The sequence below is a fragment of the Stenotrophomonas sp. YJH_SMC_105-26 genome, assembly GCF_059368915.1.
The window spans coordinates 315,246-334,168 of the sequence record NZ_JCAFSD010000001.1 but is presented as its reverse complement, the minus strand read 5'-3'; the positions used below and the strand labels follow the sequence as shown (position 1 = coordinate 334,168).

General features: G+C 67.1%; 16 protein-coding genes and 1 pseudogene. 11 read left to right on the top strand and 6 right to left on the bottom strand.

Features of this window, described 5'->3' with window-relative positions; genetic code table 11:
- Nucleotides 1-237: 237 nt before the first annotated feature.
- From AC5P7F_RS01655 to cysS, 3 genes and pseudogenes are all read right to left on the bottom strand, one after another.
- Nucleotides 238-1,485: an MFS transporter gene (locus AC5P7F_RS01655; RefSeq protein ID WP_032956128.1), complete on the bottom strand. Its 1,248-nt coding sequence runs from the start codon at nt 1,483-1,485 to the stop codon at nt 238-240.
- Nucleotides 1,482-1,934 (bottom strand): SufE family protein, encoded by a 453-nt coding sequence (locus AC5P7F_RS01650; RefSeq protein ID WP_032956126.1) that lies wholly within the window; start codon nt 1,932-1,934, stop codon nt 1,482-1,484. The genes AC5P7F_RS01655 and AC5P7F_RS01650 overlap by 4 nt, the downstream gene beginning before the upstream one ends.
- Before the next feature lie 168 nt (nt 1,935-2,102).
- Nucleotides 2,103-3,575: pseudogene (gene cysS / locus AC5P7F_RS01645) on the bottom strand (cysteine--tRNA ligase); the annotation flags it as partial.
- Between the two features lie 188 nt (nt 3,576-3,763).
- On the opposite strand from cysS, the gene AC5P7F_RS01640 reads away from it, so the two are divergent.
- The 11 genes from AC5P7F_RS01640 (at nt 3,764) to AC5P7F_RS01590 (ending at nt 15,199) form a co-directional block, all read left to right on the top strand.
- Entirely contained in the window at nt 3,764-4,327 is a 564-nt protein-coding gene (locus AC5P7F_RS01640; RefSeq protein WP_014647790.1) for a glycine zipper 2TM domain-containing protein, read from the top strand.
- A 331-nt stretch (nt 4,328-4,658) separates the two neighbouring features.
- Nucleotides 4,659-5,669, top strand: a complete 1,011-nt coding sequence (locus tag AC5P7F_RS01635) for an N-acetylornithine carbamoyltransferase (protein ID WP_197641348.1) — start codon at nt 4,659-4,661, stop codon at nt 5,667-5,669.
- A 119-nt stretch (nt 5,670-5,788) separates the two neighbouring features.
- Entirely contained in the window at nt 5,789-6,985 is a 1,197-nt protein-coding gene (locus AC5P7F_RS01630) for an argininosuccinate synthase (protein WP_014647787.1), read from the top strand.
- A 151-nt stretch (nt 6,986-7,136) separates the two neighbouring features.
- On the top strand, nt 7,137-8,225 hold the full coding sequence (locus AC5P7F_RS01625; RefSeq protein WP_014647786.1) for an acetylornithine deacetylase: 1,089 nt from the start codon (nt 7,137-7,139) through the stop codon (nt 8,223-8,225).
- Between the two features lie 75 nt (nt 8,226-8,300).
- Nucleotides 8,301-9,629, top strand: coding sequence for an acetylglutamate kinase (locus AC5P7F_RS01620; RefSeq protein ID WP_046431735.1), 1,329 nt, complete (start codon nt 8,301-8,303; stop codon nt 9,627-9,629).
- 4 nt (nt 9,630-9,633) lie between these two features.
- On the top strand, nt 9,634-10,233 hold the full coding sequence (locus AC5P7F_RS01615; RefSeq protein ID WP_014647784.1) for a GNAT family N-acetyltransferase: 600 nt from the start codon (nt 9,634-9,636) through the stop codon (nt 10,231-10,233).
- A complete protein-coding gene (gene argC, locus AC5P7F_RS01610; protein WP_014647783.1) occupies nt 10,230-11,183 on the top strand; it encodes an N-acetyl-gamma-glutamyl-phosphate reductase in 954 nt (317 codons plus the stop codon). The genes AC5P7F_RS01615 and argC overlap by 4 nt, the downstream gene beginning before the upstream one ends.
- Nucleotides 11,184-11,203: 20 nt before the next feature.
- Nucleotides 11,204-12,499 carry an argininosuccinate lyase gene (gene argH, locus AC5P7F_RS01605; RefSeq protein WP_014647782.1) on the top strand — a complete coding sequence of 432 codons (1,296 nt, stop codon included), beginning with the start codon at nt 11,204-11,206 and terminating at the stop codon, nt 12,497-12,499.
- Nucleotides 12,499-12,762 (top strand): YciI family protein, encoded by a 264-nt coding sequence (locus AC5P7F_RS01600; protein ID WP_014647781.1) that lies wholly within the window; start codon nt 12,499-12,501, stop codon nt 12,760-12,762. The genes argH and AC5P7F_RS01600 overlap by 1 nt, the downstream gene beginning before the upstream one ends.
- Nucleotides 12,763-12,773: 11 nt before the next feature.
- Nucleotides 12,774-13,931, top strand: a complete 1,158-nt coding sequence (proB, locus tag AC5P7F_RS01595) for a glutamate 5-kinase (RefSeq protein ID WP_014647780.1) — start codon at nt 12,774-12,776, stop codon at nt 13,929-13,931.
- Entirely contained in the window at nt 13,928-15,199 is a 1,272-nt protein-coding gene (locus AC5P7F_RS01590) for a glutamate-5-semialdehyde dehydrogenase (RefSeq protein WP_481462519.1), read from the top strand. The genes proB and AC5P7F_RS01590 overlap by 4 nt, the downstream gene beginning before the upstream one ends.
- A gap of 112 nt (nt 15,200-15,311) precedes the next feature.
- Here the strand turns inward: AC5P7F_RS01590 and pgaD are convergent, their stop codons facing one another.
- From pgaD to pgaB, 3 genes are read right to left on the bottom strand one after another with little or no spacing between them, the layout of a single operon-like run.
- The gene (gene pgaD, locus AC5P7F_RS01585; protein ID WP_014647778.1) at nt 15,312-15,782 is read right to left on the bottom strand and encodes a poly-beta-1,6-N-acetyl-D-glucosamine biosynthesis protein PgaD; all 471 of its coding nucleotides are present in this window, start codon (nt 15,780-15,782) and stop codon (nt 15,312-15,314) included.
- Entirely contained in the window at nt 15,779-17,029 is a 1,251-nt protein-coding gene (gene pgaC / locus AC5P7F_RS01580) for a poly-beta-1,6-N-acetyl-D-glucosamine synthase (RefSeq protein WP_172412062.1), read from the bottom strand. Before pgaC ends, pgaD begins: the two co-directional genes overlap by 4 nt.
- A gap of 7 nt (nt 17,030-17,036) precedes the next feature.
- Complete coding sequence (gene pgaB, locus AC5P7F_RS01575; RefSeq protein ID WP_075076327.1) at nt 17,037-18,923, bottom strand: poly-beta-1,6-N-acetyl-D-glucosamine N-deacetylase PgaB; 1,887 nt, start codon at nt 18,921-18,923, stop codon at nt 17,037-17,039.

Sequence of the window (18,923 nt, the reverse complement as noted above, 5' to 3'; positions counted from 1 at the left end):
GTAGAGCCGACTGCTGGTCGGCTGGCTCTCCGCGTCGTCCCCTGATTCACCGAGGAGCACAGGGCACCGGCGCGCAGCGCCGGCTCGCGGATGGCGGCGTGTTTCTTTGGTTACTTTTCTTTTCGCGCGAAAAGAAACGTGACACCCCACCGCGGTCGCGGAAAGAGCCCGCCGGGCATGGCCCGGCGCGTGGGCGCACGGAAATACGCAGCCGAGCATGGGCTCGGCTCTACAGGCTCACTGCAGGTCGCGAAGATTCAACTTCCGCAGCGTCGGGTTCTTCCACGCGGTGATCCCGGCCACGCTCAGCACCGCGAACCCGCCCAGCACCACGGCCGGTACCAGGCCGAGCAGCTTCGCCATCGTGCCGGCATAGAACGCGCCCAGCTCGTTGGACGAACTGATGAAGATGCCGTTGATCGACGATACGCGACCGCGCATTTCTTCCGGCGTGGCCAGCTGCAGGATGGTCGAGCGGATCACCACCGAGACGCCATCGAAGGCGCCGTAGAACAGCAGGATCAGCGCCGACAGCCAGAAGTGCTGCGACAGCCCGAAGCTGATCACGCACAGGCCGAAGCCGGCCACCGCGAACAGCAGCACGCGGCCGGCATTGCGGTGCAGCGGGTGGCGGGCCAGCCACAGGCCCACGCACACCGAGCCCAGCGCCGGCATCGCGCGCAGGATGCCCAGGCCTTCCGGGCCGTGGTGCAGGATTTCGTGCAGGAACGCCGGCAGCATCGCCACCACGCCGCCCAGCAGCACCGAGAACATGTCCAGCGCCATCGCGCCGACCATGATCCGGTTGCCGACCACGAAGCGCGCGCCTTCGGCGATGCTCTTGAAGATCGGCGCGGCAGGGCCGGTGTGCACCGGCTCCTCCACCTTCAGCGTGGCCAGACAGGCCATCGCCACCAGCGCGAAGGCGGTGGCCACCGCGTAGGACAGGCCCTTGCCACCGAAGCCGACCAGCACGCCGCCCAGTGCCGGGCCGGCGATCATGCCGGCCTGGAATACCACCGCGCCCAGGCCGGCGCCACGCGCGAACTGGTCACGGGCCAGTACGCGGGCGAACAGGGCGTTGTAGATCGGCGACAGGAAGGCGCGGACCATGCCGGTCAGCGCAATGGCTGCGTAGATCGGCCACACGCCGTCGATCGGCAGCCAGCCCATGGCCACGCTGGTCAATACCAGTGCGGTGGCGATCAGTCCGCAACAGGCGACCATGCCCAGGCGGCGGCGCGGCAGGTGATCCACCAGGTAACCGGCGAACGGCGCCACGCAGAAGAACGGCAGCACCTCGGCCAGGCCGATCAGGCCCAGCGAGAACGGATTGCGGGTGACTTCGTAGATGTGCCAGCCGACGGTGACCGCGACCACCTGGTAGGACAGCATCGCGAAGATGCGGTACGCCAGCAGCCTGGCGAAACCGGGCCGGGACAGCAGGCCCAGCGCGCTGTCTTCGGCTGTGGCAGGCTCGCTCACGACGGGTCGCGCTGCAGCTGGGCCTGCGCGGTCTCGCGGATGAAGGCCAGCATCGCCGCCACGCCGTTGCTGCGGGTCGGCGAGAGGTGGCGGGCCAGGCCGATGTCCTGGATGTAGCTCGGCTCGGTAGCCAGGATCTCCTGCGCCGAGCGCCCGGAGTACACACGCAGGGCCAGGAAGATCAGGCCGGAGACAATCGCCGAATCACTGATGGCATGGAAGCGCAGCGACTGCGCGTTGCCTTCGGGCACGATCCAGACCATCGACTGGCAGCCGAGCAGGCGATGCTCTTCGGTCTTCCATTCTTCCGGGAAGGCCGGCAGCTTGCGGCCGAGGTCGATCAGGTACTGGTAACGCTCGGACCAGTCGCCGAAGAAGCCGAATTCCTCGGCGATGGCGGCCTGTGCCTCGGCGGCGGTGGGTTCAAGCGGGAACGGGGAGTCGATCACAACAGTCTCTACGGTGGGGGCGTGGCCGGCGTACCGGCCACGGGGCAGGGCGGGTCAGCCGCGCTTGCGCGACCAGCGCACGCCCTGCGGGGTGTCTTCCAGCACGATGCCTTCGGCGGCCAGCTGGTCGCGGATGGCGTCGGAACGGGCGAAGTCGCGCGCCTTCTTGGCAGCGGCACGCTCATCGATCAGGCCCTGGATGCGCGCATCGTCACCATCATCGCCGGCGGCGGTACCGAACCATTGCGCCGGATCGGCCTGCAGCAGGCCCAAGGCCAGGCCGGCGCCGAGGAGGCGCGATTTGGCCAAGCGCAGTGCTCGTGCCGGTGGCTGCCAGTCCTTTAGAGACTGCTTAAGGAGCTGAGCGATTTCAGCGTTGCTCAGCCCGGCCGACTGTTGCTCAAAAAGCTCACGGTGATCTTCGGTAATGGCTCCGACTTTGACCAGCAGGCCAACATTTGTTCGTGCATCGACGCGCGTCAGCGCCGAGAATTTACTTACTGAGCTCAAATGCTGGATTATCCAGCTGCGCTGGTGCTGCAGTCTGGAAGCGCTGTCCGCGTATGCGTAGAGCTCGGCTAGCGCCTGCGGGGTATTTAGATCATCGTCTAGAATTTCCTCGATGATCGCTGGAATCTCAGCAGGGGCCTCAACGTCGCCTAGCTCGCGCAAGGTGCCGTACAGGCGGTCCAGGGTGCGCACCGACTGTTCGATCAGGCCATCGGACCAGTCCAGCGGTTGCCGGTAGTGGGCCGACAGCAGGGCCAGGCGCAGTGCTTCCGGCGGGTGCTGGCGCACCAGGTCGTGCACGCGCTCGATGTTGCCCAGCGACTTGCTCATCTTGGCGCCGCCGAAGTTGAGCATGCCGTTGTGCAGCCAGAAGCGGGCGAAGATCTTGCCGCCGTGGGCGCACTCGCTCTGCGCAAGCTCGTTCTCGTGGTGCGGGAACTGCAGGTCGACGCCGCCGGCATGGATGTCGATGGTCTCGCCCAGGTGGGCGGCGGCCATTGCCGAGCACTCGATGTGCCAGCCCGGGCGGCCACGGCCCCAGGGCGACGCCCAGCCGGGCAGGTCGTCGCTGGACGGCTTCCACAGCACGAAATCACCCGGATCACGCTTGTACGGGGCCACGTCGACACGGGCGCCGGCCAGCATTTCGTCCGGATCGCGGCGCGAGAGCTTGCCGTAGCCATCGAAGCTGGCCACCGCGAACAGCACGTGGCCTTCGGCAGCGTAGGCATGCCCGTTGGCGATCAGCTGCTCGATCATGGTGATGATCTGCGGAATGTGCGCGGTCACCTCCGGCTCGATGTCCGGCGGCACCACGCCCAGCGCGGCCATGTCCTCACGGTAGGCGGCGGCGAACCTGTCGGTGATGGTGCTGATCGGTACGCCCTGCTCGCGCGCGGCGGTGTTGATCTTGTCGTCCACGTCGGTGATGTTGCGCGCGTAGCGCAGGCCACCGAAACGGCGCCGCAGCAGGTCGGCCAGCACCCCGAACACCACCGGGCCACGGGCGTTGCCGATGTGCACGTAGTTGTAGACCGTCGGGCCGCACACATACAGGGTCGGACAGGCCGGATCGAGCGGGGTGAACGGTTCGAGCTGGCGAGTCAGGTTGTTGTGCAGGCGCAGGGTCATGGGGCTGTGGCTGGGGGACAAGCCTGTGATTTTAGAACGTGTCGGCCCCCTTTGGGGGCACCCGTTGCCACCGGTGGACGCCGGGGCCGCCCGGGGTGGGGTGGGCAGGAGCGGCGTGGACGGGTAATGTTCAGCCCCTTGCGCTCGCCACTGCCTACACTATTGCCGTGTCCTTGCTCCCGTCGCCAATGAAATCCACCGCGTTGCTGACCCTGGCCTGCCTGTCGGCGCTGCCCGCCGTGGTGCTGGCGCAGGAGGCCGAGCCCCGCAACCGGGTGGTGATCGTTGAGAACGTGAAGTTCGACTACGCCCAGGTGCTGAACGTGGAGCCGGTGTTCCAGACCCTGCGCGCGACCCGCACCGAGGAGCACTGCGAGCCGGTGTCGACCCGGACCCTGGCCCCGGTGAACGTGACCGGCGAGGAGCCGGTCGAGGACAAGGGCCGGATCAGCCGCTTCTGGGACTCGGTGCGCTCGATGTTCAAGCGCAGCGACGAAGAGGCCGTTGAGGAGCCCGGAGCCGAGACGCCGGCCCCGGCACCGGCCAACACTGGCCCGATGCTGACCCGCGACTGCCGCATCGTGCCGGTGGGGCGTGAATTCCGCCGGCCCATCGCCTACGACGTGGATTACGTCTACAAGGGCACCAAGTACCGTTCGCGGCTGCCGGAAGACCCCGGCAACCGGCTCAAGATCCGGGTGTCGATCACGCCCTGGGTCGGCCCGGAGCAGGGCACGGCCAGCAATCCCTGATTCTGGGACCCCGGCCCTTGCGCCGGCCCCGGCCGCATGCAAAGATGGCTGACCATGAAGCTCACCGACTTCCAGCACGACAGCAGCGCAGCCCGACAGGCGTCGGGCATGACCTCGCGTGCGCGTCGACCGGAACCCCACATTCTCGCTGGGTAACCGGAGCTTTTTGCTGTTCGTCCGAAAAAACCCAGCCCGCCGGCTGGGTTTTTTCGTTTCCGCGCTTCGAAAATGCATCTTCTGAAAGCTGCAACTGCAATCTTCCCGCTCCACCTTTGATTCCTGTTTTCCCTTCCACCGCGTCGAAACCGGCGCCGCCACGCAAGGAAAGATGATGTCCCCCAAGCACTTCCTGAACACCCAGGACTGGAGCCGCAGCGATCTCGACGCGCTGTTGACCCAGGCGGCGCTGTTCAAGCGCAACAAGCTCGGCGACCAGCTCAAGGGCAAGTCGATCGCGCTGGTGTTCTTCAACCCGTCCATGCGCACCCGCACCAGCTTCGAACTGGGCGCGTTCCAGCTCGGTGCCCACGCGGTGGTGCTGCAGCCGGGCAAGGATGCGTGGCCGATCGAGTTCAACCTCGGCACGGTGATGGACGGCGATACCGAAGAGCACATCGCTGAAGTGGCCAAGGTGCTGGGTCGCTACTGCGACATCATCGCCGTGCGTGCGTTCCCCAAGTTCATCGACTGGGCCTACGACCGCCAGGACATCGTCCTCAACAGCCTCGCCAGGTACTCGCCGGTGCCGGTCATCAACATGGAGACCATCACCCACCCGTGCCAGGAGCTGGCCCACATCATGGCCCTGCAGGAGCACTTCGGCACCCAGGACCTGCGTGGCAAGAAGTACGTGCTGACCTGGACCTACCACCCCAAGCCGCTGAACACCGCCGTTGCCAATTCGGCGCTGACCATCGCCACCCGCATGGGCATGGACGTGACCCTGCTGTGCCCGACCGCCGACTACATCCTCGACGAGCGTTACATGGGCTGGGCCGAGCAGAACGTGGCCGAGAGCGGCGGCTCGCTGAAGATCAGCCATGACATCGACAGCGCCTACGCCGGCGCCGACGTGGTCTACGCCAAGAGCTGGGGCGCGCTGCCGTTCTTCGGCAACTGGGAACCGGAGAAGCCGATCCGCGACCAGTTCAAGCACTTCATCGTGGACGAGCGGAAGATGGCGCTGACCAACAATGGTGTGTTCAGCCACTGCCTGCCGCTGCGCCGCAACGTGAAGGCCACCGACGCGGTGATGGATTCGCCGCAGTGCATCGCCATCAACGAAGCCGAGAACCGCCTGCACGTGCAGAAGGCGATCATGGCGGCGGTTGCCGGGCGCTAGATCGAACAAGGGGTAGAGCCGACCGTTGGTCGGCTGCTCCCGCAGCGTCGCATCCAATATTCCAGCCGACCAACGGTCGGCTCTACCGAATTCCCATCCCCCAAGTGGACCTGACCCCCATGAGCAACAAAGACGTCGTTCTCGCCTTCTCCGGCGGCCTGGATACCAGCTTCTGCGTGCCGTACCTGCAGGAGCGCGGCTACAACGTGCACACCGTGTTCGCCGACACCGGCGGCGTCGATGATGAAGAGCGTGACTTCATCGAGAAGCGCGCCGCCGAACTGGGCGTGGCGAGCCACCTTACCGTCAACGGTGGCCCGGCCATCTGGGAAGGCTTCGTCAAGCCGTTTGTGTGGGCCGGCGAAGGCTACCAGGGCCAGTACCCGCTGCTGGTCTCGGACCGCTACCTGATCGTCGATGCCGCGCTGAAGCGTGCTGCCGAGCTGGGCACCAACATCATCGCCCACGGTTGCACCGGCATGGGCAACGACCAGGTCCGCTTCGACCTGGCCGTGAAGGCGCTGGGCGACTACCAGATCATCGCGCCGATCCGCGAGATCCAGAAGGAACACACCCAGACCCGCGCCTACGAGCAGAAGTACCTGGAAGAGCGTGGCTTCGGCGTGCGCGCCAAGCAGCAGGCCTACACCATCAACGAGAACCTGCTGGGCCTGACCATGTCCGGCGGCGAGATCGACCGGTGGGAAGCTCCGGGCGAGGGCGCGCGTGGCTGGTGCGCACCGCGCAGCGAGTGGCCGGAGCAGGCCCTGACCGTGACCCTGAAGTTCGTTGAAGGCGAAGCCGTCGAACTGGACGGCAAGGCGCTGCCGGGCGACCAGATCCTGGCCCAGCTCAACAAGCTGTTCGCCCCGTACGGCGTGGGCCGCGGCGTCTACACCGGCGACACCGTGATCGGCCTGAAGGGCCGCATCGTGTTCGAGGCCCCGGGCCTGGTTTCGCTGCTGGCCGCACACCGTGCGCTGGAAGATGCGGTGCTGACCAAGCAGCAGAACCGCTTCAAGCCGGACGTGGCGCGCAAGTGGGTGGAGCTGGTGTACGAAGGCTTCTACCACGACCCGCTGAAGACCGACATCGAAGCCTTCCTGAAGTCCTCGCAGGCCAAGGTCAACGGCGAAGTGGTGCTGGAAACCCGTGGTGGCCGCGTCGATGCGGTGGCCGTGAAGTCGCCGCACCTGCTCAACACCAAGGGCGCCACCTACGCGCAGTCGGCCGACTGGGGCGTGGAGGAGGCTGAAGGCTTCATCAAGCTGTTCGGGATGAGCTCCACTGTCTATGCGCAGGTCAATCGCGGTTGACCTGTGACGGGGTGCCGGCCGCTGGCCGGCGCCTCGCAACGTCGATGGAGGGTAGTGCCGGCCGCTGGCCGGCTCGTGGCACGGCTGGATCATTGCGGAGCCGGCCAGCGGCCGGCACTACCGATTTCGAACCCTACGGATATTCAGACACATGCTTGAACAGACGCTCGATCACCTGCAGGCCCTGGTGTCCTTCGACACCCGCAACCCGCCGCGTGCGATCACCACCGGTGGCATCTTCGATTACCTGCGCGACAACCTGCCCGGCTTCAACGTCGAGGTGATCGACCATGGCGCGGGCGCAGTCAGCCTGTACGCCGTGCGCGGGACGCCGAAGTACCTGTTCAACGTGCACCTGGACACCGTGCCGGACTCGCCGCACTGGAGTGCCGACCCGCATGTGATGCGCCGCCTGGACGACCGCGTGGTCGGCCTGGGCGTGTGTGACATCAAGGGCGCCGCCGCTGCGCTGGTGGCGGCGGCCAATGCCAGCGATGGCGATGCCGCCTTCCTGTTCTCCAGCGACGAGGAAGCCAACGATCCGCGCTGTATCGCCGCGTTCCTGGCCCGTGGCCTGCCGTATGAAGCGGTGCTGGTGGCCGAGCCGACCATGAGTGAAGCGGTGCTGGCGCATCGTGGCATCAGCTCGGTGCTGATGCAGTTCGCCGGCCGCGCCGGCCATGCGTCCGGCAAGCAGGACGCGGCCGCCAGCGCGCTGCACCAGGCCATGCGCTGGGGCAACCGTGCACTGGACCATGTGGAATCGCTGGCCTCGGCCCGCTTCGGCGGGCTGACCGGGCTGCGCTTCAACATCGGTCGCGTCGAAGGCGGGATCAAGGCCAACATGATCGCACCGGCTGCTGAGGTGCGCTTCGGGTTCCGCCCGCTGCCGTCGATGGACATCGATGGCCTGCTGGCGACCTTCGCCGGTTTCGCCGAACCAGAAGCCGCCGTGTTCACCGAAACGTTCCGTGGCCCCAGCCTGCCGGCCGGTGACATCGCCGAGGCCGAGAACCGCCGCCTGCTGGCGCGCGATGTGGCCGATGCGCTGGAGCTGCCGATCGGCAACGCGGTGGACTTCTGGACCGAGGCCTCGCTGTTCTCCGCCGGTGGCTACACCACGCTGGTGTTCGGCCCGGGCGACATCGCCCAGGCCCACACCGCCGATGAGTTCGTGACGCTGGAGCAGCTGCAGCGCTACACCGACGCCGTGCATCGCATCATCGCCGCCGGCGCCTGATCGACCCTACAACGCCGCCCGGCCCTGGCCGGGTGGAACTGCAACGCGGCGACCGCCGCCTGTGACGAAACCGAAATGTCTCCTGCCCTCCAGCCCCACCGCCAGACCCGCCAGACCATCGTGCGCCTGCTTTCCAGCATGGCCAGCGCGAAGGAGATCAGCCAGTACCTCAAGCGCTTCTCGCAGCTGGACGCCAAGCGCTTCGCCGTGGTCAAGGTCGGCGGCGCGGTGCTGCGCGACGACCTCGACGCGCTGACCTCTTCGCTGTCGTTCCTGCAGGAAGTCGGGCTGACCCCGATCGTACTGCACGGTGCCGGCCCGCAGCTGGATGCCGAACTGTCGGCCGCCGGCATCGAGAAGCAGACCGTCAACGGCCTGCGCGTGACGTCGCCGGAAGCGCTGGCGATCGTGCGCCGGGTGTTCCAGCAGTCCAACCTGCGCCTGGTCGAGGCGCTGCAGCAGAACGGCGCGCGCGCCACCTCGATCACCGGCGGCGTGTTCGAGGCCCAGTACCTGGACGTGGACACCTACGGCCTGGTCGGCGAGGTGAAGAAGGTCAACCTGGCACCGATCGAGGCCAGCCTGCGTGCCGGGTCGATCCCGGTCATCACCAGCCTGGGCGAGACCGCTGGCGGCCAGATCCTCAACGTCAACGCCGACTTCGCCGCCAACGAGCTGGTGCAGGAACTGCAGCCATACAAGATCATCTTCCTGACCGGCACTGGCGGCCTGCTGGACGAGCAGGGCAACGTAATCGATTCGATCAACCTGTCCACCGAGTACGACCACCTGATCGCGCAGCCGTGGATCCACGGCGGCATGAAGGTGAAGATCGAACAGATCAAGGATCTGCTCGATCGCCTGCCGCTGGAATCGTCGGTGTCGATCACGCGCCCGGCCGACCTGGCCAAGGAACTGTTCACCCACAAGGGTTCGGGCACGCTGGTGCGCAAGGGCGAGAAGGTGCTGCGCGCCACCGCCTGGAACGCGCTGGACCTGCCGCGCCTGAAGGGCCTGATCGAATCCAGCTTCGGCCGCACCCTGGTGCCGGAGTACTTCGAAAAGACGAAGCTGCTGCGCGCCTACGTCAGCGAGAACTACCGCACCGCGGTGATCCTCACCGACGAGGCCGAGGGCGTGTACCTGGACAAGTTCGCCGTGCTCGACGATGCGCAGGGCGAGGGCCTGGGCCGCGCGGTCTGGAACGTGATGCTGGAGGAAACCCCGCAGCTGTTCTGGCGTTCGCGCCATGGCAATCCGATCAACCACTTCTATTACGCTGAATCCGACGGCTGCTACAAGCAGGACCACTGGAAGGTGTTCTGGTTCGGCGCCGACGGCATCGACCGGATCAAGACCTATGTCGACCATTGCGCCCGGCGCGCGCCGAGCCTGCAGGGCTGAACACATGAACCATGCCGACTGGACCAAGGTCCCTACGCTGGCGGGCACCCATGCGCGGCTGGAGCCGCTGCAGATGGGGCATATCGATGGCCTGCGCGGCGCGCTTGGCGATGGCGCGTTGTCCAGGCTCTGGTACACCCAGGTGCCCGATGCGAAGACCATGGCCGGCTACGTGCAGGCAGCGCTGCAGGCGCAGGCCGAAGGCAGGGTGCTGCCGTTCGTGGTGTTCGATGCCAACGACCAGATTGTCGGCACCACCCGCTACTACGATCTGCAAGCGGACGTGCCGCGCCTGAGTATCGGTTACACCTGGTATGGCGAGTCTGCGCAACGCACCGGGGTCAACACCGAGACCAAGCTGATGCTGCTCAGCCACGCGTTCGAGCGGTTGCAGTGCCTGAGCGTCGTGTTCGAGACCAGCTGGTTCAACTTCACCTCGCGCACCGCCATCGCACGCCTCGGCGCCAAGCAGGATGGCGTGCTGCGCAACCACAAGCGGCACGCCGACGGCACGCCGCGCGACACCGTCATCTTCTCCATCATCGATGCGGAATGGCAGGGCGTGAAGCGCCACCTGCAGTACCGCCTGGACAGCCACGCATGAACGATTCGACTTTCACCCTGGGCATCGTCGGGGCCCGCGGCCATACCGGCGCCGAGCTGATCAAGCTGGTGGCCGCCCATCCGCGCCTGGAACTGGCCTTTGTCTCCTCGCGCGAGCGCGCCGGGCAGCGCCTGTCCGACCACCACCCGGAGTTCCAGGGCGAGCTGCAGTACGAGAACCTGGATGCCGACGCGGTGGCCGCCAAAGGCGTGGACGCGGTGATCCTGGCCCTGCCCAACGGCCTGGCCGCACCGTTCGTGGCCGCGCTTGAAGCCGCCAAGCCGGACACCGTCATCGTCGATCTCTCGGCCGACTACCGCTTCGACAACAGCTGGTATTACGGCCTGCCGGAGCTGACCCGCGGCCGCTACAACGGCCAGAAGCACATCAGCAACCCGGGCTGCTATGCCACGGCGATGCAGCTGGCGGTGCATCCGCTGCTGGACCTGCTGGCCGGCCCGCCGCAGTGCTTCGGTGTCTCCGGCTACTCCGGTGCCGGTACCACGCCGTCGGACAAGAACAACGTCGAACTGCTGGCCGACAACCTGATGCCGTATGCGCTGACCAACCACGTGCACGAGCGCGAGGTGTCGGTGCAGCTGGGCGTGGCCGTCGAGTTCATGCCGCACGTCGCGCCGCATTTCCGCGGCATCACGCTGACCGCCAACCTGTGGCTGAACCGCGTGCAGACCCGCGAACAGATCGTCGAGCGCTTCCAGCAGGCCTATGCCGGCGAACCCCTGATCGAAGTGGTGGATGAAGCGCCGTGGGTCAGCCGCATCGCCGGCCGCCACGGTGCCCAGGTCGGTGGCTTCACCCTGGCCCCGGGCGGCAAGCGGGTGGTGGTGGTGGCGACCTTGGACAACCTGCTCAAGGGCGCGGCCACCCAGGCCATGCAGAACCTCAACCTTGCGCTGGGCATCGACGAACTGACGTCGATCCCGCACTGAACACGCCTTCCGGAGCCCCCATGGCAGACCTTCTTTGGCAGAAGCCCGGCGTCGCTGTCGACGCCCAGATCCAGACCTTCCTCGCCGGCGACGACGTGATCCTCGACCGCGAGTTCTTCCTGCATGACATCGCTGCCAGCGCCGCGCATGCGCAGGGCCTGCAGCACATCGGCATCCTCAGCGCCGACGAGCTGGCAGGCCTGCTGCGCGAGCTCGACGTGCTGGCGCAGGATTTCCGTGAAGGCCGCTTCGTGCTGGATACGCAGTACGAAGACGGTCACTCAGCAATCGAAGCGCGTTTGACCGAACGCCTCGGCGACGCTGGCCGCAAGATCCACACCGGCCGCAGCCGCAATGACCAGATCCTGGTCGCCACCCGCCTGTGGCTGAAGGAGAAGCTGCTGCGCGTGGCCGGGCTCAGCACCGACGTGGCCAAGATCGCGCTGGACCGTGCGCAGGCCGAGAAGGACCTGCCGATTCCCGGCTATACCCATATCCAGCGCGCCGTGGTCTCTTCGGCCGGCATGTGGTGGGCCGGATGGGCCGAGGCCTTCATCGACAACGCCATCCGCGCCCGTGACACCCATGCGCTGGTCGACGCCAATCCGCTCGGCACCGCCGCCGGCTACGGGGTGAACCTGCCGCTGGACCGCGAGCACACCACGGCCGCGCTCGGTTTCGCGCGTATGCAGATCTCGCCGATCTACGCACAGCTGTCGCGCGGCAAGTTCGAGCTGGCCGCGCTGGAAGCACTCGGTGGCGCTACGCTGGACCTGCGCCGCATCGCCTGGGACCTGTCGCTGTTCACCAGCGCCGAGTTCGGCTTCGTCGCGCTGCCGGCGCAGTACACCACCGGCAGTTCGATCATGCCCAACAAGCGCAACCCGGACGTGATCGAGCTGATGCGTGCGACCCACGCCAGCGTCGCCGCCGCGCGCACCGAGATCGAGCAGCTGCTGTCGCTGCCTTCGGGTTATCACCGTGACCTGCAGTCGTCCAAGGGCGCCATCTTCCACGGCTTCGGCCGTGGCCTGGCCGCGCTGGAACTGCTGCCGGCGCTGCTGGCCAATCTGGAGTGGCGTGACGACAGGCTGCGCGCAGCGATCGATTCGGGCATGTATGCCACCGACGTCGCCGTGGAAGCGGCGGTGGCCGGTGTGCCGTTCCGCGAGGCCTACAAGGCCGCTGCAGCCGGTGCCGACAGCGCAGGGCAGGGACGTACCCCGGAAGGCAGCCTGGCTGCGCGTGTATCGCCGGGCTCGGCTGCCGATCTGCGCCTGGACGAACTGCGCGCACGCTGGCAGGCGCTGTCCTGATGGCGGGCACTGTCTATCTGGTGATGGCGATGCGCCGGCCGGACTTCAACGATGCGGCGGTGCAGCCGCACCGCGATTTCCTCGAGGCGTTGCAGGCACAGGGAAAGCTGCAGCTGACCGGTGGTTTCGCCGATGGCAGCGGTGGCGCCTATGTGCTGTGCAATGTCGAGAGCCTGGAACAGGCGCGGGCCATCGTCGCCACCGATCCGCTGGTGACGATGCACGCTTCCGAGCTGACCGTGCACGAATGGAATACCCGCTGAGGCCCTGACCGATGACCCTGCACGCCGCCACCGTCGCTTCGCCGTTCCCGCAACAGGCGCTGCCGCCATGGCGGCGTGCGGTGCTGAAGGTTGGCAGCAGCCTGCTGGCGGCCGATGGTGGCGGCCTGTCGCCACGCCACGCGCTGGGCCTGGCCCAGTTTGTATCCGCCAACGTACTGGCTGGGCGCGAGGTGGTGATCGTCTCCTCCGGCGCGGTTGCGGCGGGGCGCGCGATCCTGCCGCGGGCCGATGAACCCGGTGCGGCGATGGCGGCGCGGCAGGCCCTGGCCGCGCTCGGCCAGGCGCAGCTGATCGGGCTCTGGCAGCGCTTCTTCGAGCGCCCGGTGGCGCAGGTGCTGCTGACCCACGACGACCTGCGCAACCGCCGCCGCTACCTCAATGCACGCGCCACGCTGAGCGAACTGCTGCGGCTGGGTGCGCTGCCGGTGGTCAACGAGAACGACACCGTATCGGTGGACGAGCTCAAGCTCGGTGACAACGACAACCTGGCCGCGACCGTGGCCGCGCTGGTCGATGCCGATGCACTGTTCATCGCCACCGACATCGACGGCCTGTACAGCGCAGATCCGCGCACCGTGGCCGACGCGCGGCCACTGCACGACGTGCCGGAACTGAGTGACGATGTGCTGGCGATGGCCGGCGGCGCCGGCTCGCGCGCCGGCACCGGCGGCATGCGTACCAAGCTGGAGGCGGCGGCCAAGGCGGGCCGCCTCGGCATCGAAACCTACCTGTTCAACGGCCGCAGCAGCGATGTGGTGCGCGCGCTGGCGCAGGACCGCCTGTTCGGCACCCGCATCCACGCCGCACGCAGCCGCGAGGCTGCCCGCAAGCACTGGCTGCGGCACGCGCCGCTGGCCGAGGGCGCGATCGTCGTCGATGCCGGTGCGGCACAGGCGATGCGGGAGAAGGGCGCCTCGCTGCTGCCCGGCGGCATCACCGCTGCCGAGGGGGCATTCCGCCGCGGCGACATGGTGCAGGTGTGCTGGATCGCACCGCAGGGGCGTGTCTGTGTCGCCCGCGGCGTCAGCCAGTACGCGGCCGACGACGTGCGCCGGATCGCCGGCCATCATTCGCGCGACATCCAGGCCGTGCTGGGCTACAACTACGGTGGTAGCGTCGTCCATCGTGACGACCTGGTGCTGCCATGACCGGTTTGAAGGACACCCCGATGAGCGAAATCGAAGCCCAGGCGCGCGCCTGCCGTGATGCAGCGCAGATCGTTGCCGGCCTGGACAGTGCGGCGCGACGCATGCTGCTGCTGGCGATGGCGCAGGCCCTGGAAGTAAATGCCGGACTGATCCTGGCCGGCAACGCACGCGACCTCGCCGCCGCGCGCGACAAGGGCGTTGGCAGTGCCATGCTCGACCGCCTCGCACTGGACCCGCCGCGGCTGTTCGCGATGGCCGAGGCGGTGCGCGAGGTGGCCGCGCTGCCTGACCCGGTCGGCCAGGTGACGCGCGACGACGTACGTCCCAACGGCATCCGCGTGCAGAAGGTGCGCGTGCCGCTGGGCGTGATCGCGATGATCTATGAGGCGCGCCCGAACGTGACGGCCGAAGCCGCCGCGCTGTGCCTGAAGGCCGGCAATGGCGTGATCCTGCGCGGTGGTTCCGAAGCGATCCACTCCAATACCGCCATCGCCCAGGCGCTGGCCGGTGCATTGAAGGCCAACGGCGTACCGCCGGCGGCGGTGACCGTGCTCACCGACCTGCGCCGCGAGGCGATGCTGGAACTGCTGCAGCGGCATGAGCTGATCGACTTGGCCATTCCGCGTGGCGGCGAAGGCCTGATCCGTTTCGTGGCCGAGCACGCGCGCGTGCCGGTGATCAAGCATTACAAGGGGGTGTGCCACCTGTTCGTGGACGCCAGCGCCGACCTCGGCAAGGCCATCGACCTGCTGGTGGACGGCAAGTGCAGCCGGCCGGCGGCGTGCAATTCGCTGGAGACGCTGCTGGTGCACCGCGCCGTGGCTGACGCGTTCCTGCCGCGCGTGGCGCAGGCGCTGGGTGAGCGTGGGGTGCAGCTGCGCGCCGATGCGCAGGCGCAGCCGTTGCTGCCGGGCAGCACGGCGGCGACCGAGGAGGATTACGCCGCCGAGTTCCTCGATCTGGTGCTGGCGGTGCGCGTGGTCGATGATCTTGATGCAGCCATCGCGCACATCCGCACCTATACCTCCGACCACACCGAAGTGATCGCCACCGAGGACACCGGCCACGCCGAGCGCTTCGTCAACGCGCTGCGCTCGGCGGTGGTGATGGTCAACGCTTCGTCGCGCTTCTCCGATGGTGGCCAGCTGGGCCTGGGCAGTGAGATCGGTATTTCCACCACGCGCCTGCACGCCTACGGCCCGATGGGCTTGGAAGCCCTCACCGTTGAACGATTTGTCGTGCGCGGCGAAGGGCAGACGCGTACATAAGTGGATCCACGCGGCGCGTAGATGCTCTTCGCGGCAAACCCCGGTGCCGACCAAGGCCGGCACCCACCAGGCCCAAGCGCCGACCAAGGTCGGCAGCTACCAGGTCGTCGGGTTACACCACCTCGCGGCGGATGCCGACCGGCCGTGCGTGATCATCCATGTGCAGCGTGGCGGCCTTGCAGCCCATCAGGCGTTCGGCCAGCCCGGTGCTGGCGCCCAGATCGGCGGCCACTTCGTTGAGGCTGGCCAGGGGCCGCGGCAGGCGGCGTTCGCGGCCACGGAAGCGGGCGCGGTTGTACTCGGCCCAGGCGATCAGCAGCACGCTGGCGCACAGCAGCATCAATGGCAGCGCGACCAGCACGTACGGGTCGAACTGGTTCTGCCGTTCGTAGAGCTGCCGCCAGGCCAGCTGGCCACCGATCAGCCACGAGAGCAGGGTCACCAGGGGGGCCCACAGATAGAAGTAGAAGCCCCAGAACGCCAGGGTGACGAAGCCCCAGGCCGTGCGCTGGAAGTGTGGCTGGCGATGCGGCTTGCGGATCATCCGCGAGTCGAAGCGGTTGGACGGGCGTTGCGCGTTCATCGGATCCCCCGGTCAGGGCTGGTCCAGGTGGCGCGCTTGCTGCGACGGCGCAGCAGCGTCTTGGGCAGCGCCACCAGGGTGGTGGAAAGGCTGATCAGCCAGTACGCCATCGGGTACCAGATGACCCAGAAGTAATTGCGTCCAATCTGTGTTTCGTAACGCCGGTCGATGATCAGGCTGCTGGCGAACTGCAGCAGGCAGACCAGCGCCAGGATCACGCCATGCCACTCCGGCAGCAGGCTGGCGATATGCAGCTGCGGCGGCAGCTCGATGAACTTGCCCAGTGCCCACAGCAGCACGATGAACAGCATCGTGTAGGCCCAGACCACGCTCAACACGTACTCCAGCAGCACGCCCCACATGCGCCGCTCTTTCCAGTGCAGCAGCGAGCGCGCGTGGCGCAGCATCACTTCCACGCCGCCCTGGGCCCAGCGCAGGCGCTGCCGCCAGAGGCCCTTGAGCGTCTCCGGCATCAGGATGAAGCACAGCGCATTGGGTTCGTAGCGGATGTCCCAGTGCGCGCGCTGCAGGCGCCAGCTGATGTCGATGTCCTCGGTCACCATGTCATCCGACCACCAGCCGACCTGGTGCAGGGCAGTGCGGCGGAAGCCGGCGATCACGCCGGAGATGGTGAAGATGCGGCCATACACGCGCTGTGCCCGCTTGATCATGCCGATGATCGAGGAGAATTCCGCCACCTGCAGGCGTCCGAGCAGGGTGGAGCGGTTGCGGATGCGCGGGTTGCCGGTGACCGCACCGACCCGGTTGCCACTGACCAGGTGCCAGACCATCCAGTGCAGTGCATGCTCTTCCAGCATCGCATCGCCATCGATGCACACCAGGTACTCCGAGCGTGCGGCCAGTGCGCCCATGCGCAGCGCATTGGCCTTGCCCAGGTTGCGGTCCAGGTGCAGCACGCGAAGCCGTGGATGCCTTGCCGCCAGCGCATCCAGCCGTGCGCCGGTGTCATCGCTGCTGCCATCGTCGATGGCGATCACTTCGTAATCGGCGGGGTAGCGCTGGGCCAGCGCCGCAGTGAGCGTGTCGTCCAGGTTTTCTGCTTCGTTGTGGCAGGGCACCAGCAAGGTCGCGAAGGGAGGGGCGATCATCAAGGGCGGATCGTTGCGCGGACGTGAGTGACGCTCGCGCCGGAAGTAGTAGTACAGGCCACCGGACATCCAGAAGAACGCCATCACCATCGGGTAGTAGAAGGCGAACTGGAACAGGACCTGCAGCAGCGGATGCATGTCCACGTCACTTCTCCGGGTACGGGAAGTTGCCGGCGGACATTGCCGCGCGGGCATCGCGGGTGGAGGGCTGGTCGGCGATGAAGTCATCGGGGTACCAGGCGAAGTGGTGCACGCCCTGCGCCTGCAACTGGCGGATCTGCGCACGCAGGCGCCCGGCGGGAATCGGCTGCCCGCTGCGCCAATCGACGGTCTGCAGCTCGAACAGCGTGTGCTGAAGCTGCGGGTCGTGCGCACGTACCGCGGCCAGCAACTGGTCGAGCCAGCGCTCGGGGTGCCTGCTGCCTTCCATCCACGGCATCGCCATCAGCGCCGTCTGGTCGTAGGCCTTGTTGAACAGGTCCAGGCGCTGCGCGAACCAGGCTTCGCTCTGCGGGCGGAGTACCGGCTCGGCATACAGGTTGCGCACCGTTGCCAGTTTCGGCCGCCAGCGCTGCGCGCTGTTGCGCAGGGCCAGGGTGAAGTCGATCAGTGCCTGGGTACGTGCGCTGCCATCTTCGCCGGCCGCCAGGGCGGGCAGCTCGGTGTCGCGCAGGTAGCCGTCGTCATGGAACAGCAGGCCCTCGAAGTAGGAATTGACCGCCAGGTCCTCGTAGATGTCGAGCATGATCTGCCTGGCCTTCGGGTTGGTGAAATCCAACCGGTACATGCCGTCGGCATCCCCATTGCGGATCGCCAGCACCTTGCGCTGCTCCGGGTCGGGCAGTTCGAAGCCGAGCACTGGCAACCACGCGTAGACCTTCACGCCCGCGCGGGATTTCAGCTGCCAGGCGACGCGGCTGAACAGGTCCGCCCGCATCGGCATGTGCCGGTTCGGGAAATACAGCGCATCGGCGGTGTTGTTGCCGTCCGGGTCGGCAAAGGCCTGCAGATAGACATGGGTCGGCGCGATGCGCTTGACCCGCTCGATCAATGCATCGAGATTGCGTGCCTGCTGCGCTGGATCCGGGTCATACATGTCATCCAGATCGATCTGCAGGGCGCGGATGCCATCGAGCGCCACGTCTCGGCGCAGTTCGTAGGCCAGGCCTTCCACGGTCGGGTTGTTGCTCACCAGCAATCGTGCCAGCCCGTGCAGGTCGCTGGCCACTGGCGTGCTACGGCCTTCCAGGTCGAACGAAACCGGCATGCCCAGCTGCTCGGCGATGTCGTTGCTCAACTGGTTGTACGCGGCATATGGCCAGACGATGGCGCGCGGGCGCACGCCCAGGTGCTGCTGGATGCGCTGCACGCTGCGCGAAAGATCAGTGCGCAGGCGCTGCTCATACTGTGTCCCGCTCTCGTAGCTGCGCGTGGCCGGGGTGTAGATGCGGGTGACCACGGCGGGCGTGGAGTTTCCCTGCGGATTGGCAAGCACGCCGTGGTGCAGGTCGTCGGTATGGCTGGCCACTTCGATCAGGCCACTGTCGTGCATCTGCTTCAGCTGCGCCCAGGTCACGAAGTCATCATGGCCGAACGGGCGGTAGCCGTAGTCGATGGTGCGGCCCGGTGCCATGTCCACGTAATCGGTGATCACCGCCACCAGGGCCGGGTAGTGGTAGGCCTGCAGCAGCGGGAACGCCTTGTCGTAGACGCTGCGCAGGCCATCGTCGAAGGTCAGCAGCACCGGCTTGGGAGGCAGCGTGGCGCGGCCCTGCGAGGCCTCGATCAGCTGCGACAGCGAAACCGGGTGGTAGCCGTGCGCGCCCAGCCAGTCCAGGTGCGCGGCGAAGTTCTGCGTGCTCACCGCATAGGAATCGGCATCACCCTTGGCGGCCACCTTGTCGCGGATGTCGTGGTAGCTGAGGATCAGCAGGCCGTTGTCGATCGCATCAAGATGCAGGGGCTGCTGCGCGAACGCCGGTGGCACGCAGGCCAGCAGCAGGAGCACGATCAGTCGCAGGAAGCGGGCCAT

What these genes read in the sequence shown, in the direction of transcription:
- AC5P7F_RS01640 (WP_014647790.1), top strand. Translation starts at nt 3,764, where the DNA reads ATGAAATCCACCGCGTTGCTGACCCTGGCCTGCCTGTCGGCGCTGCCC.
- AC5P7F_RS01635 (WP_197641348.1), top strand. Translation starts at nt 4,659, where the DNA reads ATGTCCCCCAAGCACTTCCTGAACACCCAGGACTGGAGCCGCAGCGAT.
- AC5P7F_RS01630 (WP_014647787.1), top strand. Translation starts at nt 5,789, where the DNA reads ATGAGCAACAAAGACGTCGTTCTCGCCTTCTCCGGCGGCCTGGATACC.
- AC5P7F_RS01625 (WP_014647786.1), top strand. Translation starts at nt 7,137, where the DNA reads ATGCTTGAACAGACGCTCGATCACCTGCAGGCCCTGGTGTCCTTCGAC.
- AC5P7F_RS01620 (WP_046431735.1), top strand. Translation starts at nt 8,301, where the DNA reads ATGTCTCCTGCCCTCCAGCCCCACCGCCAGACCCGCCAGACCATCGTG.
- AC5P7F_RS01615 (WP_014647784.1), top strand. Translation starts at nt 9,634, where the DNA reads ATGAACCATGCCGACTGGACCAAGGTCCCTACGCTGGCGGGCACCCAT.
- argC (WP_014647783.1), top strand. Translation starts at nt 10,230, where the DNA reads ATGAACGATTCGACTTTCACCCTGGGCATCGTCGGGGCCCGCGGCCAT.
- argH (WP_014647782.1), top strand. Translation starts at nt 11,204, where the DNA reads ATGGCAGACCTTCTTTGGCAGAAGCCCGGCGTCGCTGTCGACGCCCAG.
- AC5P7F_RS01600 (WP_014647781.1), top strand. Translation starts at nt 12,499, where the DNA reads ATGGCGGGCACTGTCTATCTGGTGATGGCGATGCGCCGGCCGGACTTC.
- proB (WP_014647780.1), top strand. Translation starts at nt 12,774, where the DNA reads ATGACCCTGCACGCCGCCACCGTCGCTTCGCCGTTCCCGCAACAGGCG.
- AC5P7F_RS01590 (WP_481462519.1), top strand. Translation starts at nt 13,928, where the DNA reads ATGACCGGTTTGAAGGACACCCCGATGAGCGAAATCGAAGCCCAGGCG.
- pgaD (WP_014647778.1), bottom strand. Translation starts at nt 15,782, where the DNA reads ATGAACGCGCAACGCCCGTCCAACCGCTTCGACTCGCGGATGATCCGC.
- pgaC (WP_172412062.1), bottom strand. Translation starts at nt 17,029, where the DNA reads ATGCATCCGCTGCTGCAGGTCCTGTTCCAGTTCGCCTTCTACTACCCG.
- pgaB (WP_075076327.1), bottom strand. Translation starts at nt 18,923, where the DNA reads ATGGCCCGCTTCCTGCGACTGATCGTGCTCCTGCTGCTGGCCTGCGTG.